Source organism: Psychrobacillus sp. NPDC096389, from assembly GCF_044762855.1.
Lineage (GTDB): Bacteria > Bacillota > Bacilli > Bacillales_A > Planococcaceae > Psychrobacillus.
In genome coordinates this window covers 219656-246252 of the sequence record NZ_JBIWFB010000002.1, presented here as the reverse complement: position 1 = coordinate 246252, position 26597 = coordinate 219656, and the positions used below count along the sequence as shown (strand labels likewise).

Below are 26597 nucleotides of genomic sequence, written 5' to 3'. Positions count from 1 at the left end.
ATTTGTTATTTCACTTGGCTCTTTTATTTCATTTATCATATAATTTCACCTCCTTCAAATGGAAAAAATTAAATTTGTTCGTACATACTAAACATAGGTATCATAATGGCCATCACAATTGTTCCTACAATGGCGGCCAAGAAGACTATCATTAAAGGTTCAATTAACGATTTTAACGTATCTACAGTACGGTCGACATCATCCTCGTAAAAGTCTGCTATTTTTTCAAGCATATAGTCAAGGGAGCCTGTAGATTCCCCTATGGAAGTCATTTGTGTAACTAATGGAGGAAAAATCCAGCTTTTCGCAAGGGGAGCTGATAAGGTACTACCTTGTTCCAGGCTTGTCCTTGACTCTCTTACAACTTTAGCTACAACTGGATTCCCAATGACTTTTTCAACGATTGTCAATGCTTGTAATATAGGCACTGAGCTACTAAAAAGCGAAGAGAGTGTTCGTGTCATACGAGCAATAGCTGACTTTTGAAGCAGTTTTCCAAACACAGGTATTTTTAAAAGGATTAAATGAATCGAATAGTTAAATTGCTCATTTTTCTTATATAGATAGTTAAAAATAATAATTACAATCAAGAAAAGTATTGCGTATATATACCAAGAGGACTGAAGTGATTCACTTAGTCCCATTACTAACCTAGTAATCATCGGTAATTCTGCCCCCATATCTTCAAACATAGAAACAAATTGAGGAACAATTGTTAGCATTAAAAATACCGAAACGACTATAGTTAAAAATAGTAAAACTACAGGGTAAGCCAGAGTAGATTGAACTTTTTTCTTCAAGTTAAACTGTTTTTCGTAAGAGAATGCTAGTCTTTCCAAAGATTCATCCAAATTACCAGTGGCTTCTCCAGCTCGGATCATATTGACAAACAAAGCTGGAAAGACTTTTGGGTTTTTAGCTGCTGCGTCTGAAAAAGATAATCCTGACCGAACATCTTCTTCCACTTCCTGCAGTCCTTTTTTTAATGGTTTACTGGAAGTTTGCTCTGCTAAGATTTTTGTAGATTCTAATATAGAAACCCCGGCTCTTATAAGAGTAGCGAACTGTCGACTATAAATAACAAAGTCCTGATTGCGTACTTTACCACCTAAAGATAACTCTTTATGAAGAATGCTTTTAGACTCTTCTATTTCACGTGGATTGATGCCTTGAGTACGTAGCCTAGTAATTGCCATCTGTTTATTGGCTGCGTCTACAATCCCTTTTTTTATAGTTCCTCTAGAGGTTCTACCCGTATATTTATAGACCACCATTAGTAGTCACCAACATTCATATATGGTCTTGCAGATTCTAGGGAAATTTTGCTTGTTGAGACTAATTGCTGAATAGATGATTCTAGTGTATGCATCCCAAGCGCTCGGCTCGTTTGCATAACATTTTGTATTTGATATACTTTTTCATTTCGAATAAGATTGGCAACAGATGGCGTTTGCATAAGAATTTCTGTAGCTGCAACACGACCTTTTTCATCTTTTCGAATAAACAATCGTTGTGACACAATCCCTTGTAGAACATTAGCTAACTGTATTCTTATTTGCCCCTGTTGATAAGGCGGGAACACATCTATTATTCGATCAATTGTAGTAGGCGCACTGCTTGTATGGAGTGTCGCCATTACTAAATGTCCAGTCTCGGCGGCTGTTATTGCAGTAGATATGGTTTCCAAATCTCGCATTTCTCCTACAAGAATAACGTCTGGATCTTGCCGTAAAGCAGCTCTTAATCCATTAGAAAAACTTTGCGTATCTGTTCCTACTTCCCTCTGATTGATAATAGACTTTTTATGTGTATGCACATATTCAATCGGATCTTCTAAGGTAATAATATGCTTAGATGTAGTAGAGTTAATATAATCTATCATCGAAGCTAGTGTCGTAGATTTACCAGACCCGGTAGGACCTGTCACTAGAATAAGTCCTTGAGGTTTATCAGCAAGTGTATAAAGTATATTGGGCATCCCTAAATCTTCAATAGAAGGAATTTTAGATTCAATCATTCTGATAGCAATAGCTATATTGTTTTGTTGATGATAAGCATTGATCCGAAAACGACATAGTCCCGGTAGGGCATAGCTAAAATCGATTTCTCCTTTTAATTCAAACTCTTCCATTTTGGCAGGAGATAATAATTCCTCTAACATCCTTTTCGTATCTATTTCTGTCAATAGATACTCACCATAGGAATTAAGCTTTCCATTTACACGAAAAACTGGCGTTACCCCTACTGTTAAATGAAGATCTGAAGCCTTATCATAAAAAGTTTTTTCTAGTAATTGAATAATACCGAATTCCATATAAGTCACCTCAATTAACTATGGCTACACGTAGCACTTCTTCTGTTGTCGTAAGCCCGTCTTTTACTTTCAATAGTCCATCCTCTAGTAAACTTAAATATCCTATTTCTTTCATATAATCTCTAAGATGAGCTGGGCTTTTTCCAGTTAAAATTGTATTTTTAACGAAATCATCTACCATTAATACTTCATGAATAGCGATCCTTCCACGATATCCAGTCTGATTACAAACAGGACAACCTTTTCCTCGTCGAACATTTTCCACCATCATCCCATGTTCAGAGAAGATTTCTTTTTCACGTTCATTCGGTTTGCTATATTCTCCACAATCTCTGCAAACTTTTCTTACTAAACGTTGTGCAACTATCCCTATCAATGAAGATGATAGTAAGAATGGTTCTATGCCCATATCTCTTAATCTTGATACAGATTCTACAGCACTATTGGTATGTAGAGTGCTTAACACTAAATGTCCTGTTAATGAAGCTCTTACTGCAATTTGTGCAGTTTCTAAATCTCGTATCTCACCAACCATTACTATATCTGGATCTTGACGCAGAATAGAACGAAGACCAGCTGCAAAAGTTAAATCTACTTCTTCTCGCACTTGAATTTGATTAATACCTGCCAATTGATACTCCACCGGGTCCTCTACTGTGATGATATTAACTCTTTCATTATTCAGTTTGTTTAAAGCAGCATATAAAGTTGATGATTTCCCTGAACCTGTTGGTCCAGTAAGTAAAACAATTCCATTTGGATGTTCAATCATTTTATTAAAAGCTAGTAAGTTTTTCTCATTAAAACCTAATTTATTTAAATCATTTAATGCATTGCCCATGTCTAGAATACGCATTACTACTTTTTCACCATAAATAGTAGGAAGTGTCGAAAGTCGGATATCTATCGCTCTCATATTTACTGTTATTTTAATACGACCATCTTGAGGTACCCTATTTTCCGTAATATTGAGATTACCCATAATTTTGATACGTGCTAAGATTACATTTTGCATGTATTTTGGTAATGCACGTTCTGTTTTTAACATACCATCTATACGATACCTAACTTTTAGTTCCGTTTCTTGTGGGTCAAAATGAATATCACTTGAACGTTGTGCCACAGCATTTGCAATAATCTGATTCACTAATCGAACGATAGGAGAATCTTCATCTGTAATTTGGTTTTCATTTTCTATTTCTGTCGGTGTCATATCTATCAATGCTTGATCCATTGATTCTTGTAAATCATAGTACTTTGTTATCGTGCGATATAAATCATCTTTGGCTGCAATACTTGTCTCAATCTGACATCCTGTTGCCATACGCACTTCTTCGATAGCAAAATAATCCATTGGATCAGCCATTGCTATCAAAAGTCTATTTTTGTTTTTCTTAAGTGGCATTACATTTGCACGTTTGGCCAATTCTTTCGGCACTAATTGTACAAGCTCCGGTTCAATAGAGTATTGATTGAGATTGACATGGGGTATGCCTAGCTGAAACTCCAACACTTCTATAAGCTGTTGTTCGGTGATTAGGTTTTCACTGATTAAATAATCTCCTAATTTTTCATCTTTATTTTTATGGGACAATGCAAATTGCAGCTGTGTATTGTCTATTATTCCTGATTCAACTAGTAAATCCCCTAGCAGTTTACGACTATTAGTTTTCACGAGACGTCACCCTAACCATTTAATTCTTTTATTCTGGTGTAATGATATTTCCTGCCTTATCATAATAGCTACCCTCTGGTAACGAATCTAAATCATCTTCTGAATCTGTTTTACTTGATTCTTCATCTTTATCAGTGTTTTTATCCGTATTATTACCGGAATTACCGTTTTCCATATCTGGCAAACCATCCGCGTTCAAATCAATCTCCAAATCAGGGTCGACTACAGGAGTTGTTTCAGATGATAATGAAGATTTCTTTACTATTCGATGAGTCGGCGAATAATAATCTTGGCTGATAATTTCTTCTTTTTCAAAAGGACCTTTTTTATCAGAAATTTTTCGATAAACGGTTACTTTTAACCCCGGGGTTCCTTCTTGAATAAGCTCTTCCTCTCCAGCTTTTAAGTCGGAGGAATAACGATAAATTGTTCGCGGTTTAACAACTTGACTATCTCGCACTTCATACTCACCTAACGTTTCAACGGGAAGAGAGTATAACTCAACTAGTAAGCTTGAATCTTTCAAACTCACCTTTAATACTGCCGGGTTGCTCTTATTTATAAACTTAAGATCCTTATTTGCATTTGAATCAATGTCTGCCTCTATTCCAGGCTCTAAATATGTAGGCATAATTCCTTGGGAATATCGCTCTACAATTTCAAAATCCGTTTTTAATATTAGGCTGTATAACAATGAAGCGACAAAATCTGCGGTTCCGTCATTATATACACCATTTATTTCGAACGTTTTCTCTAAAAAAGAAAAGACATCGCCTGTAGATATAACCTGTTCATTCAATGCTGCAATAATTTCTGACAAACCAATCGCATTTACAGATACCTGTTCGAGTGAAAAGGCAATACGCTCTGATTCTAATACTGTTAAGTCCTCTAAAACTGCTTCAATGGGTCCTTTTGTTAATATACCAACTTGGTCTTTAATGTTTTCGATAGTCTCTTCTTTATTCAATAGTGAATTTTCTTCAATTAATGCTAATAACTCTGGTCCCATTGTAACTTGAAGAGGAATATGTACAATTGAATCTGATTTCCAAAATGCATACCAAGGCTTTTGTGAAGTATTTAAGTATTGATTAACAGAAGCTTCTATATCAAAAGAGAAATAGTTAGTATCTAGTGCTAAATTTATTCCTTCTCCTTCTAGTTCTAACTTGGTGTCCCTCTTCCAATCTTCAATCGCTAGTTCTAAACGACTAGTTATTTCTTTTTTATCTAAATCTTCTATTTCTATACCACCGATTGTAGAACCTTCTGATTTAGCATCTACTTTTAAAAATGCGATATTACTTTCTGGCAATAATAAATAGATAAAGAGCGTAACTAAACAGATAAGAGTAATAATTTTTGTAAGTATTTTCATCATCATTCCTCCGATCAATAACCTTTTCTTTTTAAGTTTAATAAACGCTGTAATTATAATACAATATAGCGACATTCATTGTATATGACCTTTTTCATATATTAACATAAAATTAGAAAATAAATAAATTTTAATTAGAACTTTGGAATCAATCAAATAATAAAAATCAGTCCATACCTCCTAATTACAATGGATAACAATCCCAATTTAGTTTATTTACGTTTAATAAAATAAACTCTACGGGATGATATAATCAAATTTCAACCAAAGGCTCCCTTTTTGTTAAATCCGGATTAGGAGCTTGGGATGGCGGAGTTCCAGGAATACTTGGAGTGCTAGGTGTCCCGGGAATCCATGTATTATATTGCGGTTCCCCAAATTTCACTAAACCTTCCCCTTCCATACTAATTGAATTACCAATAATTGTGCCGGTGACTTTTCCACTATTTCTAACTTCAAAATGTGCATTTGGAGCAAAATATAAAGAAGGACCTACTTTCCCCTCCCCGCGCACTATAAATGAACCGCCACCCGAAAGAATATTTCCATGTACCTTTGTACTAGAAGAGATATCTACATTTGCTGTTTTGGCATATATAGAAGCATATATTTCAGCCCCGCCCCCAAAGTTTTTCCCTAACACCTCATTTCCTGAGTAAAAAATTTCTGTATTTTTATTAGATGATAAAACATTAAATTTACCGCTTCCTGTAACGTAAAAGTTGTTTTTTACATGTAAAGTGAACTTCCCAGTACCTTTAATAACGATCTGTGCAGCACCACTAATTTCCAAATTATTTAAAACAAGTTCCTTATCCGTATCCCCAATATCTAAAGTTAATACATGACTACCTGATACTTTTATATTTCCTATTGAGCTATTATTTTGCAATTTCAAGGAGGTAGCCCCATCTCCAGGTGAAATAATGTCACTTAAGGACTTATAAGTTGGTGGAGTTGGAAAGGAAGGTAGTGTTGGCATGCTTCCCATCTTTGCCCCATTTACTTTAGGGGAAAATCCCATATAGGCTGGTTGTGTTAAAGCAGTCGTTTCTGAACCGCTGGGTACATAAAAGGAGCCATTAATAGTTGGGACACCCCAGTCTATCGTTATGCTTTTAGCACCTGGTTTCAATGTTGCAATGTTCCCAGTAACAGTTGAACTTTTGATTTTCACTTCATTTCTCACCATTATAGCTGTATCTAGAGGTAATCCTTCAATTAGCCCTCCCCCTTGTCCAGGAGTTCCCGGTGTTCCAGGTATTCCCGGTGTTCCAAGTTCACCTAGGTTCCCAACATCAAGTTTGACTATCAGTTTTTGAGAAACGGTTCGTTCCTTGTTGCCTATTTTACCAATTGACTCCATCATATAATCAAGTCCTTCTCTGGTGACATACACCGCTACAACGGGTATAATCCCAACATTATCCTCACTATAATTAGTTTCAAAATCAAATTTAAAGCTATCTCCTTCACTGTTGGATTTTACTGTCCACGTTTTAGGTAAATTTGTTACTTGAGTTAAGTAGTTTTTTTCTAATTCAGCTACAAAATTAAATTCTATTTTCTTTTCGTTAGTCAGACTATCATAGTATCTTTTCGTATCTCTGTATGCGTCTTCATATGCTTGTTGCAATTTATCCTCGATATCTTTCCTGGTCACAACAATACCTGCTTCAGCAATATAAAAAGTGGATTGATCAATTCGTTCATTTTCAGACAATTTTAAACTATTACTAGTAACCAATAGTATGCTTCCTCCTAAAACACAGATTAGAACTAATACCATCAATACACCTAAAAGTGTAAAACCATTTGCATTTAAATGGTGGACTTTTCTCAAAGTGTTTAACTTCAAACTTAATCATCCCCTTTCCTTAGATAGATTTCGGTTTTTTCAGATATTTCTTTTCCTGCCTGATTTAAGCTTCTAATTTCTATAATCCACTTTTTATCGCTTTCCCCTACATCAATTTCTTTCACATCAAATTCTTGAATAAAATGAGCAATAACAACACCATTTCTAGTAATCGTATTACCATCTTTTAAATAGTTGACATCGTTTAGCCTTATTTGACTACCATTAATTATTTGAGGGTTTTCTGTTTTTCTTATATCTTTTGTAATCATTTTTAAAGCATAAGAGATTTCTGTTAATTGATTGTTTTTTTCAAGTTGGTATTTGTATTGTTTGCTACCCGCCATCAAAACATTATAAACTAGTACCATCACTATACTTGCAAGCACAATAGCTGCAAGAAGTTCAACGAGTGTGATACCTTTTTCAGTATTCCAAAGTTTTCGCAAAATTTATGACCCCCATTCCAAAATCGTTTCCATCTTAGCCCTAGGACGTGTTCCATTCTCTTGTTCAAAAACTTCTATTACTAGATAAGACATTCCGGGGTAAAAATGTTTTTTCAATTTTAAATGAACGAATAATCCATTTGCCTCTTTTGTAAAGAAATATTCATTTGAATTAGGTTGTGAATAATTTAAAGTAATTAATTTTTCATTAACAGAGTTTAAATCTCCGTTTTTACTAATTTCATATAATTTTTCCATCTCTGCTTGTGCTATATATGTAGCGTCCACTACTTCCTCTGAAGTTTTTCCAGTTCTAGCAGATTGTATAAATAATGAAAAAAAAGCAGTTAATATTATAGTAATCAATGTGATAGATACTAGAATTTCAATAAGAGTTAATCCCTTTGTATTCAAACAAGTATGTACTTTATTTCTCATCATTATCATTCCCTTTTCCAGCAATTTACGCATTCAATTATAAAAAAAACCAATTAGCATAATCTAATTGGCTCTAATTCACTATAACATTTATCTTACATACTCCGCAACGCGATTCCTACCAGCCTGCTTGGCCCCAGTATATAGAGCTCTATCCGCATTACGAAGTAGCGACATTCCTTCATCGCCATCATCGGGTGCAGTAGAAACGCCAATACTTGCTGTGATGAAAATGATTTTCTCACTGGCAGCTTGGTCTAAATCTGCTTGGACGATAAACGGGGTTTGTTCTATTTTTTGACGAAGCTGTTCTGCTATATGAAGCGCTTCCGTTTTCGTATAGTTCGGTAGTAAGATGACAAATTCTTCTCCGCCATATCTTGCAACGGTACCGCTACTTCCAATTTCCCTTTTAATGATTTGGGCAAATTCTTGTAAAATAAGATTTCCACTGTGATGCCCAAACGTATCATTGACTGCCTTGAACTTATCAATATCCATCATGATTAATGACAAGGAATTATATTGTCCGAGCGACAATTTTTCCATATCAGATTCAAGCTGCCTATCTAAGTAACGGTAATTATGCAATTTCGTTAATTCACATCGCTCACTTTTAGCGACCGCAGCTCTCACATATTTGGCTTTTTCCACCGACACCGCGAAATAGGAGCAAAGTAAATGGACGATCTTAAGTTGATAGGCCTCGAAAGAATATTTATTGCGAGATGCTAATACTAAGACACCTTCTATTTTTTGGTTACGATAGATGGGAACAGCCATGACACTTTGCATTTCCAATTTTAAAAATGGAGGCTTAATATGAATCCATTCGCTTTGCTTGTTGTATAAAGTTGGAACTCCTTTTTCGTAAACGATTCCTGCTAGGCTATTGGCCAGCTCTTCATGTGCAAAGTGTAGGTCTCTGTTTTCTCCATCTTCAATAGCACGCAATATTTCGAAACTTCCATATAAATCATCAACAATATAAGCAGCATCCATCGGAAACATGTTAGCAATTCTATCTATGAACATATCGATAATCTCTTTACTCGTCATCCGCTCTGCCAATTCATGACCGAATTCACTAGCTTTGTTCAAATCGCTATTCACTTTTTCCGAATCACTATACAATCTTATTAATAGAGTAATCAATATAAATGGCACTCCAAGTAGCCAAAAAGCACTTGTGCCAACATAACTTTGAAGAAAATATAAACTTAATCCAAATGGTAAAGTCATAAGTAATCCAATTGCATCCCAGCCAAAATCTCTCGTGAAAAAGTTAGGTTTGAGCCCTACAAGCACGTCTCTAACATATAAAAATAAATGATTAAGTATAATATATAAGATTGCATAAATAGAACCGAATATTAATACTTCTTTCACGACTAACGAACCAAGTTGAAACCCAAGTAAATGAACAATCGCACCGCATATGACTGATACTAAAAAAAACATAAAAGAGCTATATACAATTCGGTAAGCGTTTTCTCGATTCGTTTTCATGTGATAAGCGATGGGTATTAAGCATAATTGCATGACTAACAATTCTGCGAAGATACCATAATTCAAATAGATGGCTATTGAAACCCATTGAACTAGAATCATCGTTGTCCCAGATATAAAGAACGGAAAAATAGTCGTCAGTAGTGCCAATACTACGAGAAATATCATTATTTCCCAATCTATTTCTCGGATGGGAGCGTATTGATAAGCTAGATAAGTACCAAGAGGTACTACTAATAGCCATAATATATAAATATTCTTTTTTGCTTTGGTCGAAATATCCATAGAACTATTTTCCACCTCTTTAGTATTTTCTGACTAAGACAATTAGCATGCTCTTACCTATTTATAATTGTACACGAATTTATTAGAATCTTTAAATTACTAATTAACCATTTTCTCTCTTATTTCTGTAATAAAATATAATGAACCCGTGATAATAGTCACATCTTGATTTTGGTTGTTTTTAATATGAATCTTATCTACATCTTTAGTAATACGTTTTTCATTGTGCAAACAGTGTTTATATAAAACGGAAGCTGGAAGTGCTCTTTCATGATGAAAATTTACAAATTCAAAAGAGCTTGCGACATCCTCTAATTTTCTTAGCATATATATATAATCCTTATCTTTTAAAATACCAACGATAAAATGGATTTGATTGTTCGGAAATGTTTCTTTTATCGTTTCTACTAGAGCATTAATACTAGCTTCGTTATGCGCACCATCAAAATAAACATTTTCTTCTACTCTTTCCATTCTACCGAGTAAACTTGCTTTTTTTACAGCCGTTTGAACTTTTTTTTCATCTAATGGCACGCCACTTTCTATTAGCGCGGTAATTGCTAGAGCCATATTAGATAGTTGGTGTCTTCCTAACATTTGGGGGTGCAGGTCTTCGAATATATTTTTTCCGTAAGTATACGTGTTATCTTGTATAGCAAAGCTTTTCTCAAATTCTATAATTTGTACATTTTTTTCATTTGCTTCTTTATTTACTTGAACTTTTGCCTCTTCTGTTAGTGCCCCTAATATTAGTTTGCCATTCTCTTTCATGATTCCTGCTTTATGCCAACTTATTTTTTCGACAGTATCTCCTAAAAAATTTGTATGGTCAATCGAGATACTTGGAATTACCGCGATAGATTTTTCCATCACATTTGTACTATCCAATCTTCCCCCCATACCCGCCTCGATAAAAACAACATCCAGTGGTAATTCTTCCATTACAAGAAACGCAACTACTGTTAATAGTTCAAAATCAGTGAGCATGCCACTGAGCCCTGCTCCTTGCATTTTTTCGAAAGCTTTATCCATTTGCTCTTCTGTTACGTTTTGACCGTTTATTTGGATTTGATCATGGACATCCACTATGCTTGGTGAGGTAAACGAACCATAGATAAGACCATGCTCTTTTGCTAGTGCACTTAAAAATGCAATGGTCGATCCTTTTCCATTAGTGCCTGCCACATGAATAACTTGGTGCTTATTTTGGGGATTCCCTAATTTATTTAAAGCTATTAGTATAGACTCAAGTCCAGGTTTTATCACCGTTTCACTATCTATATTCCACTTTTTTTTGTACTTATTAAAATTTGTTATTTCCACGTACTTCTGCCTACTTTCGTCTTTGTTCTTTTCGTGCTAAACTTCTTATGAACACTATTATAACACGCAATCGAAGGGGTCTTTCATTATGCAAACATGTTGGATTGTATACAACGGTAGTCTTACTCACGATAAATTTATCGACCAGGCGCTCCTCCTTCAAGAAGCAGCTGAAAAACAAGGAATCCAAGCGACATTAGTGAAAAACTATGAGTTGCTTATGAATGTCCAGCAATCCTTACCAACAAGACCCGATTTTGTCGTCTTTCTTGATAAAGATATATTGCTAGCAAAATATTTAAAAAATCTAGGAATCCCTGTTTTTAATGATCCAAATGTCATTGAAATTTGTGACAATAAAGCACAGCAATATATCGCTTTAGCACAAGCACAAGTACCAATGCCTATCACAATCATTGCACCTAAAGTGTATACTGGCTTTTCCATAGAGCATACAGGTTATTACGAACAAGTTCTAGCAACTATACAGCTTCCGATGATTATCAAAGAAGCACACGGATCGTTTGGCATGCGTGTATATTTAATCGAAACAAGAAAACAGTTCTTCGAAAAAGTAGCAGAGCTTAGTGGAGTCGAATACGTTTTTCAACAATTTATCGAGACTAGTCGAGGGCGAGATATTCGCGTAAATGTGGTTGGCGGACAAGTAGTCGCTTGCATGCATCGCCATTCCGAAACAGATTTCCGCGCCAATATTACAAATGGCGGAACTGCTTCCCCTATTATTTTGACGGAAAGACAAAAAGAAGTAGCGATTCAAGCTGCCGCTGCACTTGGCGCCGAATTTGCAGGTGTCGATTTATTATTCGGAGAACAGGAAGAACCATTAGTATGTGAAGTAAATGGGGTTGCCCATATCCGTAATATATACAATGTAACTGGTATCAATGTTGGAGACTATATGATTAGTTATATTCTTTCCAAAGTTGGAGCGGTTACCATATGAACGGCCTATTAATATATGAATCAAAAGAAATCGAACGCAATCGAAATTTTATAGATCGGCTAATAAATGCTGGCGAAAGTCATGGACTCACTCTTACAGTTATAGATGATGAAAATACTACTATACCAGAAGCGGATTTCATCTTTTTCAGGGCAAGAAATCCTAAACTTGCTAAGCAATTAGAAAAGCGGAATGTCTCAATGTTTAATCGGGCAGAAGTGAATGTCATTGCGAATGATAAATTAAAAGCGATTCAGCTCGTTCAGCTTCTTGGAATAGCAGCTGTTCCAACTAAGAAAATACAAAACATAAATGATTTCACAAAATATCCATCCGTGTTGAAAACAGTGGATGGCTACGGTGGAACGCAAGTAGAGCTTGTTCAAACAAAAGAAGAGGCTACTATTTTCCTAGAAAAGCACGAATCTCAAACAATCATCGCACAAACATATATCGAAACAAAGGCAACAGATGTGCGGGTATTTATGTTAGGCGAAGAAGTAATAGGTGCAGTGAAACGGATTGGTGCAGAAAATAGTTTCAAATCTAATTTCACTCTTGGTGGTAAGGTAGAAAAATATAGTTTAACTAACCAACAAGTTACGGATGTGCAAAAAATCGCTAAAGCATTAAAAAGTGATTACATCGGGATAGATTTTCTACTGCTTCCCGACGGAAATTGGCTATTCAATGAAATAGAAGATCCAGTTGGAGCAAGATCCTATTTTGCAACAACTGGAGAAGATATTGCTATACCGATTATGAATTATATAAATAAGAAACTAACAGAAACAGAGTGCGCCGATTGATAATCGGCTGCACTCTTTTTTAAGGGGTCTAAAACATCTCCTAAAATATAGATTTTACAACTAAAAAGAGCAAGCGGACATATTTTCACGTCCACTTGCTCTTTTTCCCTTACAGATTATTCAATTCTTCCAAACGTTTTAACACGGTTGCATGTTTTTCTAAATAATCTTGTTCTTTTGCACGTTCTTCTGCAACGACTGCTTCTGGAGCTTTGGATACGAAGCGTTCATTCGATAATTTTCCTTGAACGAGCTTCACTTCTTTTGCCCACTTTTCTAATTCTTTTTCTAAACGGGCTTTTTCTGCATCAATATCGATCAACCCTTGTAATGGAAGATAAAATACCGCTCCAGTTACAACTGCTGACATTGATTGACCAGGTGCTTCTAAATCTTGCCCTATTACTAGTGGTTCCGGATTACAGAAACGCTCTAAATATTTGGCATTGGCATCTAGCACAGCTAAAGTATCAGTATCTTTCGCGGAAATGTATAATGGCACTTTCTTGCTCATTGGCGTTTGTACTTCCGAGCGGATATTACGTACAGAACGAATGATTTCTGCAAGCAATTTCATGCTAGCTGCTTCTTCTTTATTGGAAAGAGCTTCATTTACAGTTGGCCAAGCGGCTAATGTAATAGACTCTCCTTCGTGCGGTAGGTTTTGCCAAATTTCTTCTGTAATGAACGGCATAAACGGATGTAATAGTCTCATTGTATTATCTAAAACATATGCTAGTACAGAGCGAGTCATTTTCTTCGCTTCTTCGTCGTCTCCGTTTAGCGGTAGCTTCGACATTTCAATATACCAGTCACAGAAATCATCCCAAATAAAGTTATATAGTGCACGCCCTACTTCGCCGAACTCATATCTCTCTGACAGTCTTGTTACTTGCTCAATCGTTTCGTTTAGGCGAGTTAAAATCCATGCATCTGCAACTGATTTTTTGCCATCTAGATTGATTTCTTCAAATTTCAAGCCGTCCATATTCATCAATGCAAAACGAGATGCATTCCAAATTTTATTGGCAAAGTTCCAAACCGCTTCTACTTTTTCTGTAGAATAACGTAAATCTTGCCCTGGTGATGAACCAGTACTTAAGAAATAACGTAGAGAATCGGCACCGTATTGGTCGATCACGTCCATTGGGTCTATCCCATTTCCAAGCGACTTAGACATTTTACGACCATCTTCTGCGCGAACAAGTCCATGGATTAATACATCTTCAAAAGGACGAGTTCCTGTAAATTCAACACCTTGGAAAATCATACGGGAAACCCAGAAGAATATAATATCATAACCAGTTACAAGCGCATTCGTTGGATAATATTTTTTGAACTCTTCATTTTCAGCGTTTGGCCAGCCTAGTGTAGAGAATGGCCATAGTGCAGAGGAGAACCAAGTATCTAGCACGTCTTCATCTTGATTCCAGTTTTCCGCATCTGCCGGAGCTTCGTGTCCAACATATACTTCGCCTGTTTCTTTATGGTACCAAGCTGGAATTCGATGACCCCACCATAATTGGCGAGAGATACACCAATCATGGATGTTTTCCATCCAATTTAAATATGTTTTTTCAAAGCGGTCAGGTACAAAGTTTACCTTTTCTTCCGCTTGTTGAAGCTTCACTGCTTCTTCTGCTAGTGGTTGCATTTTAACGAACCATTGTAAAGAAAGATATGGCTCTACAACTGCTCCACTACGCTCTGAATGTCCAACAGAGTGAAGATGTTCTTCAATTTTGAATAAAACACCTGCATCTTGTAAATCTTTGACGATTTGTTTACGGCAATCAAAACGATCCATTCCGTCATAAGATGCTGCGTTTTTATTCATCGTACCATCTTCATTCATAACTAAAATTCGTTCTAAATTATGGCGGTTTCCAATTTCAAAGTCATTCGGATCATGTGCAGGTGTAATTTTCACTGCTCCACTACCAAATTCCATATCTACGTAGTCGTCTCCAACGATTGGAATTTCACGACCTACGATTGGTAGCTTCACTGTTTTCCCGATTAAATGTTTATAACGCTCATCTTCTGGATGTACCGCAACTGCAGTATCCCCAAGCATCGTTTCTGGTCTAGTTGTGGCAATATCAATAGAACCAGTACCATCTGTTAGGGGGTAGTGCATATGATAAAATGCACCCTGTACATCTTTGTGAATTACTTCAATATCGGATAGGGCCGTTTTTGTTGCAGGATCCCAGTTAATAATGTACTCACCGCGGTAAATAAGTCCTTTATTATATAGCTTAACGAAAACTTCTTTTACGGCATTTGATAAACCTTCATCTAATGTGAAACGCTCACGTGAGTAATCTAGACCAAGTCCTAGTTTTGCCCATTGTGCACGGATATGACCAGCGTATTCTTCTTTCCATTTCCATGTTTCTTCGACAAATTTTTCGCGACCTAGATCGTAACGAGAAATATTTTCTGAACGTAGCTTTTCTTCTACTTTTGCTTGTGTCGCAATACCTGCATGGTCCATACCTGGTAACCAAAGTGCATCGTACCCTTGCATACGTTTCATACGTATTAGAATATCTTGTAGAGTAGTATCCCAAGCATGACCTAAATGCAATTTTCCAGTTACGTTTGGTGGTGGTATTACAATTGTATACGGTTTTTTATCACTTTCTGGGTGAGCTTCGAAGAATTTCCCTTCTAGCCACCACTCATATCGACCTTTTTCAATCGACTGAGGATCGTACTTCGTAGGCATCGTTGTTTCGTTTGTCATATTTTTTCCTCCTCAAAAAGAATATCAATTACGCCTCGGCGTAATTGCGTCCAGATTTTGAATCGAGCAAGCTCGATTAACTCCTTACAAAATCTGTGACATCCGCCGGAGGCTTTATATTCGTTCACACTTGAACAAATATAAAAAAACTCCTGTCGTCATTAAAGGACGAAGGAGTTTGTTCGCGGTACCACCTTTATTCGCAGATGCCAAAATGCACATCACGCTCTCAATTCGATAACGGCTTCAAACCGGCATTTGCTACTCTTAGTTCACAAATGCTGCTCATGGGCTACCTTCAAACGGTGATTAACAGAAACATTTCAGCAAGTTGTTTCCTTTCTTTTGATAACCAGGTCATTTTACTCTTCCCATTCATTGCATCATTATTTAGATGTCCATATTGTACCTAATCTTATCATATGTCGTCAAGTCAAGTCTCGTGAAAGGAGAAAATTATGAAAAGAAAAGGCTATAATCCTTATTTACTACCTGATTGGCTACGGAAAACACGGTTTTATTGTAAAGGTGTTATTATTCCTATTTGTGGTTTTCAAGTAATACGTGTTTTAATTGTCCCAACCACATGGGACATCTTAATACTTGTTTTGTTACTCTTCCTCTGTTTTTGTTTTTACAGAGACATAATTTGATGGAAACGAAAGCTTTGAGTAGCCATCATCCAAATCCAAAATGAATTGAAGTTCTGACTCTTCTCTTTTTGCCTGTTCGTTTTCAGGTGTTTCTTTTGTTTCCTTTGTTTCCTTTGTTTCTTTTTCTTCCGATATCGGTTCCAATTCTATTTTTTTCTCGATCTCAATTTCGAGTTCGATTTCTTCTTGGTTAGGACCTTCAAATTCGCAATGAACAGACCATGCAATTTCAATCGCTGCATGCTCTGTTTTTCTCGTCTTCACATGTTGAACGTTCAAAGTAGGTGAACTGCCTGACCGTATTTTATCCTTAGCAATTTCTATACTCATTGGTACAGCATATTCAAAATAACCTACTTCACCTTGCACATCTAAATCCTCAATTTGAGTCACTTCACTCGTAGCATGATGTGCATGTTCACCTTCTTCAAACTCAACATGACAGGTAATATGGTAAATCCCTATAATTTGGATAGCTTCTTCTGTTTCTTTTTGTTCAAATTGCGGCGTAACTGCCACTGTTCTTACTTCTTTTGGCACACCAAAGCTTGCAGGAAAAAGAAACTGCTCTTTTACATCCCAATTTTTTACTTCCATTTGTCATCCTCCTTCATATAGGACAACTTATGAAAAATTAGGAAGGAATAGAACTCACTTTTACTAGCGGTTCCGTTCCTCTACGAGCTGCTTCCATTCAGACCAATCAGAAAATCTCGGAATAGTTAAATGCTTATTATAAGATTGTGTTTTCACATATACTTTCGTTTGACAATCAGCGAGTGTGTTTAATACGTCCGGTTTATCATCGAAGTAATAATCCAACCTTAACTCTTGAATGATCGCTACTTTTTCTTGATCTTTCATCCCACAGTGAAAATTTTCATCTTTAACTGGAAAGCCTTGTTCTCTTAACCATGTTTTTGTCCGTTCACCATGCTCGGCCGGTCTTGCTGTTATATAAAAAACTTCATGTCCATCATCAGTTAATTGCTGTAACATTTCTACAGCATCCGGATAAGGTGGACAATTCGTATAATATATTTCTTCTAAAGAGTTGTTCCACATTTGAGACCCTTCTTCTGCAGTCATTCCAAAAGGCTCGTGGATTTCTACTTTGTTCAACGAATGAAAAATATCTAGTGCAATATTTTGATTTAATTTTTTATTATACAGTTGAAAAGCATGCTCACGAAGATTGATTAATGTATCATCAATATCGAACCCAAATCTCATTCTATTATCCCTCTTTTGTAAACTGGATATCCGACAAACTTAAAATCTTTCCCGATTTTTACAATTTCCGTATCCATTAATTCTACTGCTTCATCCATATTTTCAATTCCAGTACCACCAAGAAATGAAGGTGCATTTTTTCCACCGATTAATTTCGGAGCGATATAAATAACTGCTTTATCGATTAAATTGTTTTCTAGAAATGCGGAGTTAACCGTACCTCCTCCTTCTATAAGCAGTGAAGAAATTGATTTTTCTCCAAGAATAGTTACGACTTCCAATGGATTTACATGGCTCGGATCAGACGTATGGAAAATAGTAATACCTAATGTTTCTAAAGCAACTTTCTTCTCTTCATCATAGTTTGCACTTGTAAAGATCCATGTATCAGCAAGCTTATCCGTCACCAATTTCGATTCTAGGGGGATTCTTAAAGAAGAATCTAGCACAACTCGAAGTGGATTTCTACCGTTTGGGATTCGTGTAGTTAACTCTGGATTGTCTGCAATGACCGTGTTAATCCCTACTAATATCGCCATATGTTCATTGCGTAAATGATGAACGTCAAGTCTTGCATCTTCTGAAGTAATCCATTTACTATGACCTGTATGTGAAGCGATTTTTCCATCAAGCGTAATGCCTGATTTCAATGTAACGAACGGTTTGTTTTCAACGATGAATTTGTTAAATACTTCATTCATTTTACGAGAAGCATCTTCTTCTACACCTACAATTACTTCGATACCTGCATCTTCTAAAATTTTGACTCCTCGTCCAGATACGATGGGATTAGGGTCTAATGTTGCAATGACAACCGTTTTTATTCCTGCTTTTACGATTGCCTCTGCACATGGACCAGTTCTCCCGTGATGGGAACAAGGCTCAAGTGTTACATAAATCGTTGCGCCTACTGTTTTATCTCCTGCCATTCTTATCGCGTGAATTTCTGCATGGGGCTCACCAGCTTTCATATGAGCTCCTACACCAACGATTCGATTTTCGTTGACAATCACTGCTCCAACGAGTGGGTTAGGATCTGTTTGTCCTTTCATGGCTTGCGCATTTTGCAGCGCAAGATTCATATAAAAAGCATGATTAGTCATGTAGGAATGTACCTTCTTCCTCCAAATGTCCTGAACGTTTGATTTTCGTTTGTAGGTAGCGCTCATTATATTCCGACACATCGCCCCATAAAGGTGTACGCCCAGAAACGGAAAGTCCTGCGTCTTGCAATGCTTTAAGTTTTTTCGGATTGTTCGTGATTAACGTCACCGGTTTTGCACGCAATGCTTTTAACACTTCAATCGCATCACTATAATTTCTTGAATCATCTACAAATCCTAGTTTTTCATTTGCTTCTACTGTATCTGAACCATTTTCTTGAAGGATATATGCCATTGCTTTACTAAATAAACCAATTCCTCTACCTTCATGGTTTGCTAAATAAAATAGTGCACCTGAACCATTGTCCACAATCATTTGCATGGATTGTTTTAATTGGAAGCCACAGTCACAACGTTTGCTTCCGAAAATATCGCCCGTATGGCAAATAGAATGCATACGAATTAACGCTTCTGCATCATTGTGGAAATCACCATATACGAGTACACTCGATTGCTGATACTCCGCCAAATTAGCAGAAGATAAATTATCAATGATTTGACCGATGTCTTCTGTTTCTTCTTTGCTATTTAACCAGCAGTACCACTGGAAGTTAACTGTTTCTCCGTGTAAATTAACAGGAAGTCGGATAGGTCCAACTAAATAGATAGAACCTTCTTCTGCTTTAAGTACTTGAATTTTATCTTTTAAAACATTAATAGCGTCATTTGTAACAGTTTGCATATTGACCATGCTATATTCCTCTTTTCTTGTAACTAAATTACGTTTTCATCTATATTATTCTATATAGATTACTTTTCGTAAGCAATTATATTTTAGTAATTGAATAATGTCAAATATGTTGGTCTAAAAGATGAATGGCGAAACGAGACTAGATAACCTTGTTGCGCATTATGGGGACAATGCGTCTTATATTGCTCTATTAGAATCCACTGTGATTTTCGCTGCAGGACGGATGCTTTCCGTGGGGTGAGTGATGAGCCTTCACCGCCGCGCCTACGCGCGTACGTTGTGAAGTCTCATCTTACTCACTTAATCCCTTCGGAGTCGCCGCCCTGCAGCGAAAATCAATGGAAATCACTAACTTATCAGTGTCTGGAATTAACAATAAATGGTTGAGTGAGACAATATAGACTGGGAACTCGACAAAATAGTCGAGCAAATGCCGGCTAGGCAAGTTCTATGGGCTTTTAGACATATTCTTATTATAATCCGCTTAAATCATGATCGTCTCAATCCAAGTAAAGAGCTATTGTATTGAATTAGTTGCTCTCATCGGCAATTTAGTTGCTTCCATGCTGAGTTTAGTTGCTTTCGTACTGAAATTAGTTGCTTTCAATACCTTTTTGATTGCCCTTAGCCATTTTTTGGAATTATGTATACCACTGTGAGACCTGCAAGAACGTTAGCGACGTAGTGGCTTATCACTCGACCGGCGAAAATATAGCGGTCTCCTTATTAAGCTTGCTACCGTGCAGTATCCCTATACAATAACATATCCTCTACTTCCTAAATTCCTATAAGATAATACAAAGGGCCTTGCGTTTACAAGGCCCTTTGTATTATCTTGCTAGTTTTTCAAATACAGTGTGGAATGCTTGTACCGTTTTTTCAATATGTGCTTCGGTATGTGCACTTGATAAGAACAAGCCTTCAAATTGAGATGGTGGTAGATAAATGCCTTCTTCTGCCATTAGACGGAAATATTTAGCGAATAGCTCCAAATCAGATGTTTTCGCTGTATCAAAATTAATTACGTCTTCATTGGTAAAGAAGAACCCGATCATCGAACCTGCTCGATTGACTGTATGTGGAATATTATAATTGGTTGCCGCTTCACGGAAACCTTTTTCTAATTGATCACCTAGTTTGATGAAATATTTATAGGTATCTTCATTTAAACGAGAAAGTGTTTCATAGCCAGCTGTCATCGCAAGCGGATTTCCGGAAAGTGTTCCGGCTTGATATACAGGACCACTTGGAGCGATCATTTCCATTATTTCACGTTTTCCACCGAAAGCACCAACAGGTAGACCGCCGCCGATTACTTTTCCAAGACAAGTTAAATCTGGTGTAATGCCAAAATAACCTTGTGCACAATTGTAACCAACTCGGAATCCAGTCATTACTTCGTCAAAGATTAACAAAGTTCCATTTTGCTCTGTTAACTGGCGAAGCTCTTCTAAAAAGCCTTCAACTGGTGGTACGACGCCCATATTTCCTGCTACAGGCTCCAAAATAACTGCTGCTAAATCATCACCAAAGTTCTCGAATACGTGACGCACGCTCTCTAAGTCATTATAAGGTACTGCAATCGTGTTTTTTGCAATCGACTCAGGAACACCAGGACTATCTGGTAAACCAAGCGTAGCGACTCCAGAACCTGCTTTAATAAGGAGGCTATCTCCATGACCGTGATAACTACCCTCAAATTTCAATATTTTATTTCTTCCTGTGTACCCACGTGCTAAGCGAAGTGCACTCATTGTCGCTTCTGTACCAGAAGAAACCATTCGCACCATTTCGATAGACGGAACGCGTTCCATTACGAGTTTAGCCAATTTGTTTTCGATTAAAGTCGAAGCTCCAAAACTAGTACCAGTTTCCGCAACAGTTTGAATCGCTTTTACTACATTCGGTTCTGTATGTCCTAAAATAAGTGGACCCCAAGATAATACATAATCGATATATTCGTTTCCGTCGATGTCTGTTAAAATGGCGCCTTTCCCACTTTCCATGAAAATTGGTTCCATATCAACGGATTTAAATGCGCGAACAGGGCTATTCACCCCACCTGGCATTAATGTTAGCGCTTCTGTAAACGCTTGTTTAGATAAGTCATATGATTTTGTCATTATTTCTCCTCCAACCAACGTGCAACATCTTTTGCATGATATGTTAAAATAATGTCTGCTCCGGCACGTTTCATTCCTGTTAACGTTTCTAGTACTGTTTCTTTTTCATTAATCCAACCATTGATCGCAGCTGCCTTTACCATGGCATATTCGCCACTCACATTATAAGCAACGATTGGTGCATCGAAGTTATTTTTCACATCGCGAATAATATCTAAGTAAGCAAGTGCCGGCTTCACGATTAGCATATCCGCACCTTCTTCGATATCAGAAGTTGCCTCGCGAAGTGCTTCTGAACGATTCGAGTAATCCATTTGATATGTTTTACGGTCGCCGAATTTTGGTGCTCCATCTGCCGCTTCACGGAATGGACCATAATACGCGGAAGCATATTTTACCGCATAAGACATAATCGGCACATCTTCAAATCCTGCTGCGTCTAAACCATGACGAATAGCAGTTACAAACCCGTCCATCATGTTTGATGGTGCAATGATATCTGCACCTGCCTCAGCTTGGCTTATTGCCGTTTTAGCTAATAAATCAAGGGAAGGATCATTTAAAATTCGCTCATTAGCATCGACTACACCGCAATGCCCATGATCCGTGAATTCGCACAGGCAAGTGTCTGCAATGACTACTAAGTGAGGATGACGTTCTTTTATAAAACGCGTTGCTTTTTGCACAATACCATGATCATGGTACGCTTGGGAACCAACCGCATCTTTCTCTGCAGGAAGTCCAAATAAAATAACAGAAGGAATTCCTAATGATGCTACTTCATCAATTTCTTCTCCTAAACGGTCTAAAGAAAATTGAAACACACCAGGCATAGAAGCTACTGGATTTTTAATATTTTCCCCATCTATTACAAATATCGGGTAGATTAAATCTTCTTTATGTAAATATGTTTCTTTTACCATTGCTCTAATACCAGCTGTTTTTCTTAATCGACGATGACGTTGAAATACTAACTCTGTCATTGCACTCTTCCTTTCCACTCTGCTAATTTATTTACTACATCTAACAATGTATACGTTTCTGGCATCACTTGAACAGTCGCACCTAATGATTCTAAATAGTTTTTCGTAATATGACCGATTGTACATATTGTAAATCGATCATAGCCTGTATGAACCCCTATACTTCGTTGGAACACATTCGCAGTAGATGGACTTGTGAAAATAACCGAACAGCTTTCACCACTCTCTAGAAGTGCTCGAACTTGTTCCGAATTCTCATCTACTTCCACTGTTTCATAGATAGTCCACGTATCAATTATATTAGGTAAACCGTCGACAATCGTGTTTTTCGCAAGATTCCCCTTTAAAAACAGACAGCTTTCATGTGCAGCTGAAACCGCTGGAAACTCTTTGACAAAAACATCTGCACTAAAAATTGTAGGCGTAAAATTGACGTGTAAACCTAAACTTTCTATTGCACACGCTGTTTTTGATCCAACTACTGCAATTTTAGCTTTTAATGAAGAAACATCTATTTCATACTGCTTTATTTTGGAGTAAAATGCATGAACGCTACTTTGACTTGTGAAAATGAGCCAATCATATTCGTAACAAGCGAATAATTTTTGCTTATCATCTAGAGTAACGATCTCTTGTGTCGTTATTAAAGGAGCAATTACTGGATTTCCTCCTAATCGTAACGTTAAATCCACTGCGTCAGATGATCGTAGTATGCCGGTAAATATGACATGCTCGTCTTGTAAAGGCTGCTGCTTAGACATTTAAATCTGCCTTTACTTGTTGGATTAAGTCATATGCTCCTTGCTCTGTAACTAGGCGTGCTACTTCTTTTCCTACTGTTTCTGCATCAGTGCCTGTTACTACTTCTTTATATACAACAGATGCATCCGGAGCCGCTACTAATCCGGTCATCGTAATTTCATCCCCGTGAATAACCGCATGCCCAGCTATTGGTACTTGGCAACCACCATCCATTGCTGCTAAAAACGCACGCTCTGCGTGAACAGCATCCCAAGTTTCTTTATCAGAAAGCTTTGCAAGCTCTGCCAGTAATTCAGCATCATCTTCACGACATTCAATTGCTAAAGATCCTTGTCCTACTGCAGGAATACATTCTTCATGTGACAAATACTCCGTCACTACCTCATCACTCCAGCCAAGGCGTTTAAGTCCTGCTGCTGCTAAAATAATCGCATCGTATTCGCCATCTTGAAGTTTTTGAAGTCTTGTATCTACATTTCCCCGAATCCATTTAATCTCAATATCTGGACGCATTAATAACAATTGAGCACTTCTTCGTAAACTACTCGTTCCAACGATTGCTCCTTTTGGGAGATCCGCAAACTTTACATGGTTTGTAGAGATAAATGCATCTCGCTCATCCACTCGTTTAGGCGTACACCCCATCACTAAACCTGGTGGTAATACAGAGGGCATGTCTTTCATACTATGTACTGCAAAATCGATTTCTTTGTCGTATAATGCTTGTTCAATTTCTTTTACAAAAAGGCCTTTTCCGCCAACTTTAGACAATGTCACATCTAAAATTTGGTCTCCTTTTGTCACAATCTCTTTTACTTCAAACTCAAAAGGAGACCCCATATCTTTCATTTGTTGTATAAACCAATTCGTTTGTGTTAAAGCTAACTTACTTCTTCTAGAACCAACAATAATTTTACGCATAACTTCGCTACCTCTCTTTTCTTTAATACCATAAATGGAATTGTGAGAATTGACTTCCCAATAAAAAATTGATTAAAACAAATAAAAATGCATATATATGAACCCATGCATAGTTTGTCCCTGAAAATCTAGCTCGCTTTTTAATCACTAAAACAAAAATATATATTACCAATAGAATAAAAGAACTGACAATTTTAAAATCAACAATCGAAAATACTTCCAACGATACATATGCCCATTCTAACCCAAGAACTAAACTTACAAACAACAGGGGAACTCCTACTATAATAGATAATGACATCCCTGATTCTGCTTGTTGTAAAGATGGTAATCTAGAAAATTGTTTCGTCCATTTTTTCTTTTTTAGTACACGATATAAGATTAAGTATAATGTCGAAAAAACAAAGGATAAAGAAAAAGCTACATATGCTAATAGCGCAAATGTAATATGAATAAATAATAACTCAGATCGCAGTGTATCACCAACAGCAGACTGTTCAATTTGATTTGGTGCAAAGGTATGAATTGTCATAAAGATAAATCCGATTACATTCAAAAAGAATGCAGGTAAATCTAAGCGGAATATAATTTGCAAAACTAGGGATAATATGATGATTAACCATGCATAAAAATAGATTCCTTCAAACAAGGATAATATCGGAAAACGCTTTGTTTCCACTATATACAAAACTAAAAACACCGTTTGCAATATCCAAACAATGGAAAGTAGTCGCACCGCGATTCGGTGTGCATGACGATCTTTATTCAAATAATCGATAAAATAAAAAACAAGACTAACGGACTGGAGGACGACCATTATCTCGTGAAGCCTTGTCATCGTCAAATCAGCCATATCTAATCTCCCTTAACATAATAAAAAGGTGCTTTATATATCTATTAGTTTCCATACAGATATAAAAAACACCTCCCTTTTTTCTTTGTTAGAAGGATAAATTTCCTTCTAATTTTTGAGACTCCATTAAAGCATTTTTTAAACTGATTTTTGCTTTTTGAGCTTGCTCGATTACTTCTTTTTGGACATCTTCTTCAATCCCAAAAATTTGTTGGAATAATTGAAGCTGATCAACCGAATCTTTTGCAGTGGATAATTCTTTCACTTGCAAAATTGGCTCTTTTATAAGCTGATTAATAATGGATTTCGTATGCTTGTTTAAAATTTTCCGCTCGCGTTCTGTTAAACCTGGCATTTTATTTTCAATAGAAACCATTGTTTCGGCTTGTATTTTATTCGCTTTTTGACGAAGTGCTGAAATAATTGGAACAACTCCAAGTGTTGCGATCCAATCATTAAATTGTTCAATTTCTGTTCCGATCATTTGATTAATTTGATTGGCAGCTCGTTCACGCTCCGCCAAATTCGCTTCGACAATTCCTTGTAAATCATCGATATCATACAAAAAGACATTTGGTAAATCACCAATTCTCGGGTCTAAATCGCGCGGCACTGCAATATCCACCATAAAAAGTGGTTTACCTTTGCGTAATCGCTCTACAAACTGCATTAATTCGAAATCAATGACGAATTCTGTAGCACCTGTTGAACTGATTAAAATATCTGCTTCTAGTAAAGCGCATTGCAACTCGTCCATTGGTTTTGCATTTCCATCAAATTTCTCTGCAAGCTCTTGAGCTTTTTCAAAAGTACGATTAATCACCGTTACTTTTTCTGCACCACTACCGTGCAAATTTTGAATAGCAAGCTCGCCCATTTTTCCGGCCCCTAAAATAACTACGTGTTTAGATTTTAGCGTGCCGAAAATTTTCTTTCCAAGCTCTACCGCTGCATAAGAAACAGAGACAGCATTTTCACCAATAGCCGTTTCAGAATGTGCCCGTTTTGCGAATGTCACCGCTTGTTTGAACAGTTGGTTAAAAACAGTTCCAGTTGTTCCATTTTCTTGCCCATTAAGAAAACTTTTTCTCACTTGGCCTAGTATTTGTGTTTCGCCAAGTACCATGGAATCGACCCCTGCTGTAACACGGAACAGATGGTTGTTCGCTTCGTTATCTTCATGGATAAACAAATAGCTAGATAAATCTTCTAATGGTATATCAAACCAGTTCGCCAAAAATTGCTTAACATAGTATTTACCAGTGTGTAATTGATCTACTGTCGCATATATTTCTGTACGATTACAAGTAGATACAATGACATTTTCAAGTATGCTTTTTTGTCCTTGTAGTGCCCGCATTGCATTCGGCAGCTCTGTTTCGACAAATGATAACTTTTCTCGAATTTCAACTGGAGCAGTACGGTAATTGACACCTACCACGATAGTATGCATGG

Annotated in this window: 22 protein-coding genes and 1 other annotated feature; of the genes, 2 read left to right on the top strand and 20 right to left on the bottom strand. The window is 36.8% G+C overall.

What is annotated here, in order from left to right; genetic code table 11:
* Positions 1 to 68: 68 nt before the first annotated feature.
* The 9 genes from ACIQ38_RS07425 to ACIQ38_RS07385 form a co-directional block, all read right to left on the bottom strand.
* Entirely contained in the window at positions 69 to 1274 is a 1206-nt protein-coding gene (locus tag ACIQ38_RS07425) for a type II secretion system F family protein (protein WP_402820305.1), read from the bottom strand.
* Positions 1274 to 2314: a type IV pilus twitching motility protein PilT gene (locus ACIQ38_RS07420; protein ID WP_402820303.1), complete on the bottom strand. Its 1041-nt coding sequence runs from the start codon at positions 2312 to 2314 to the stop codon at positions 1274 to 1276. Before ACIQ38_RS07420 ends, ACIQ38_RS07425 begins: the two co-directional genes overlap by 1 nt.
* 10 nt (positions 2315 to 2324) lie before the next feature.
* Positions 2325 to 3989 carry a GspE/PulE family protein gene (locus tag ACIQ38_RS07415; RefSeq protein WP_402820300.1) on the bottom strand — a complete coding sequence of 555 codons (1665 nt, stop codon included), beginning with the start codon at positions 3987 to 3989 and terminating at the stop codon, positions 2325 to 2327.
* Between the two features lie 28 nt (positions 3990 to 4017).
* Entirely contained in the window at positions 4018 to 5370 is a 1353-nt protein-coding gene (locus tag ACIQ38_RS07410; RefSeq protein WP_402820298.1) for a VanW family protein, read from the bottom strand.
* Positions 5371 to 5623: 253 nt separating this feature from the next.
* Positions 5624 to 7228, bottom strand: a complete 1605-nt coding sequence (locus tag ACIQ38_RS07405; RefSeq protein ID WP_402820296.1) for a DUF7305 domain-containing protein — start codon at positions 7226 to 7228, stop codon at positions 5624 to 5626.
* 2 nt (positions 7229 to 7230) lie between these two features.
* Positions 7231 to 7677 carry a PilW family protein gene (locus tag ACIQ38_RS07400; protein ID WP_402820294.1) on the bottom strand — a complete coding sequence of 149 codons (447 nt, stop codon included), beginning with the start codon at positions 7675 to 7677 and terminating at the stop codon, positions 7231 to 7233.
* Between the two features lie 3 nt (positions 7678 to 7680).
* Positions 7681 to 8118, bottom strand: a complete 438-nt coding sequence (locus ACIQ38_RS07395; protein ID WP_402820292.1) for a type IV pilus modification PilV family protein — start codon at positions 8116 to 8118, stop codon at positions 7681 to 7683.
* 87 nt (positions 8119 to 8205) lie between these two features.
* Positions 8206 to 9909 carry a sensor domain-containing diguanylate cyclase gene (locus ACIQ38_RS07390; RefSeq protein WP_402820290.1) on the bottom strand — a complete coding sequence of 568 codons (1704 nt, stop codon included), beginning with the start codon at positions 9907 to 9909 and terminating at the stop codon, positions 8206 to 8208.
* Positions 9910 to 10008: 99 nt separating this feature from the next.
* Positions 10009 to 11232, bottom strand: coding sequence for a bifunctional folylpolyglutamate synthase/dihydrofolate synthase (locus ACIQ38_RS07385; RefSeq protein ID WP_402820287.1), 1224 nt, complete (start codon positions 11230 to 11232; stop codon positions 10009 to 10011).
* An 88-nt stretch (positions 11233 to 11320) separates the two neighbouring features.
* On the opposite strand from ACIQ38_RS07385, the gene ACIQ38_RS07380 reads away from it, so the two are divergent.
* Positions 11321 to 12199, top strand: coding sequence for an ATP-grasp domain-containing protein (locus ACIQ38_RS07380; protein ID WP_402820285.1), 879 nt, complete (start codon positions 11321 to 11323; stop codon positions 12197 to 12199).
* Entirely contained in the window at positions 12196 to 13008 is an 813-nt protein-coding gene (locus tag ACIQ38_RS07375; protein ID WP_402820282.1) for an ATP-grasp domain-containing protein, read from the top strand. Before ACIQ38_RS07380 ends, ACIQ38_RS07375 begins: the two co-directional genes overlap by 4 nt.
* Before the next feature lie 109 nt (positions 13009 to 13117).
* On the opposite strand, the gene ACIQ38_RS07370 is transcribed toward ACIQ38_RS07375, so the two are convergent.
* The 11 genes from ACIQ38_RS07370 to hemA form a co-directional block, all read right to left on the bottom strand.
* Positions 13118 to 15760: a valine--tRNA ligase gene (locus ACIQ38_RS07370; RefSeq protein WP_402820279.1), complete on the bottom strand. Its 2643-nt coding sequence runs from the start codon at positions 15758 to 15760 to the stop codon at positions 13118 to 13120.
* Positions 15761 to 15921: 161 nt separating this feature from the next.
* Positions 15922 to 16148, bottom strand: a binding site (T-box leader).
* A 223-nt stretch (positions 16149 to 16371) separates the two neighbouring features.
* The gene (locus ACIQ38_RS07365) at positions 16372 to 17010 is read right to left on the bottom strand and encodes a hypothetical protein (RefSeq protein ID WP_402820276.1); all 639 of its coding nucleotides are present in this window, start codon (positions 17008 to 17010) and stop codon (positions 16372 to 16374) included.
* 63 nt (positions 17011 to 17073) lie between these two features.
* Positions 17074 to 17646: a 5' nucleotidase, NT5C type gene (locus tag ACIQ38_RS07360; protein WP_402820273.1), complete on the bottom strand. Its 573-nt coding sequence runs from the start codon at positions 17644 to 17646 to the stop codon at positions 17074 to 17076.
* Positions 17643 to 18749, bottom strand: a complete 1107-nt coding sequence (ribD, locus tag ACIQ38_RS07355; RefSeq protein WP_402820271.1) for a bifunctional diaminohydroxyphosphoribosylaminopyrimidine deaminase/5-amino-6-(5-phosphoribosylamino)uracil reductase RibD — start codon at positions 18747 to 18749, stop codon at positions 17643 to 17645. The genes ACIQ38_RS07360 and ribD overlap by 4 nt, the downstream gene beginning before the upstream one ends.
* The gene (locus ACIQ38_RS07350; RefSeq protein ID WP_402820268.1) at positions 18742 to 19500 is read right to left on the bottom strand and encodes a GTP cyclohydrolase II; all 759 of its coding nucleotides are present in this window, start codon (positions 19498 to 19500) and stop codon (positions 18742 to 18744) included. Before ACIQ38_RS07350 ends, ribD begins: the two co-directional genes overlap by 8 nt.
* Positions 19501 to 20330: 830 nt before the next feature.
* Entirely contained in the window at positions 20331 to 21623 is a 1293-nt protein-coding gene (gene hemL, locus ACIQ38_RS07345; RefSeq protein ID WP_402820265.1) for a glutamate-1-semialdehyde 2,1-aminomutase, read from the bottom strand.
* Positions 21623 to 22606, bottom strand: coding sequence for a porphobilinogen synthase (hemB, locus tag ACIQ38_RS07340; protein ID WP_402820262.1), 984 nt, complete (start codon positions 22604 to 22606; stop codon positions 21623 to 21625). The genes hemL and hemB overlap by 1 nt, the downstream gene beginning before the upstream one ends.
* On the bottom strand, positions 22603 to 23367 hold the full coding sequence (locus ACIQ38_RS07335) for a uroporphyrinogen-III synthase (protein WP_402820259.1): 765 nt from the start codon (positions 23365 to 23367) through the stop codon (positions 22603 to 22605). The genes hemB and ACIQ38_RS07335 overlap by 4 nt, the downstream gene beginning before the upstream one ends.
* Positions 23360 to 24289 (bottom strand): hydroxymethylbilane synthase, encoded by a 930-nt coding sequence (gene hemC / locus ACIQ38_RS07330; RefSeq protein ID WP_402820257.1) that lies wholly within the window; start codon positions 24287 to 24289, stop codon positions 23360 to 23362. The genes ACIQ38_RS07335 and hemC overlap by 8 nt, the downstream gene beginning before the upstream one ends.
* A gap of 22 nt (positions 24290 to 24311) precedes the next feature.
* Positions 24312 to 25142 (bottom strand): cytochrome C assembly family protein, encoded by an 831-nt coding sequence (locus tag ACIQ38_RS07325; RefSeq protein WP_402820254.1) that lies wholly within the window; start codon positions 25140 to 25142, stop codon positions 24312 to 24314.
* A gap of 88 nt (positions 25143 to 25230) precedes the next feature.
* Positions 25231 to 26595 (bottom strand): glutamyl-tRNA reductase, encoded by a 1365-nt coding sequence (gene hemA, locus ACIQ38_RS07320; protein WP_402820251.1) that lies wholly within the window; start codon positions 26593 to 26595, stop codon positions 25231 to 25233.
* Positions 26596 to 26597 lie beyond the last annotated feature (2 nt).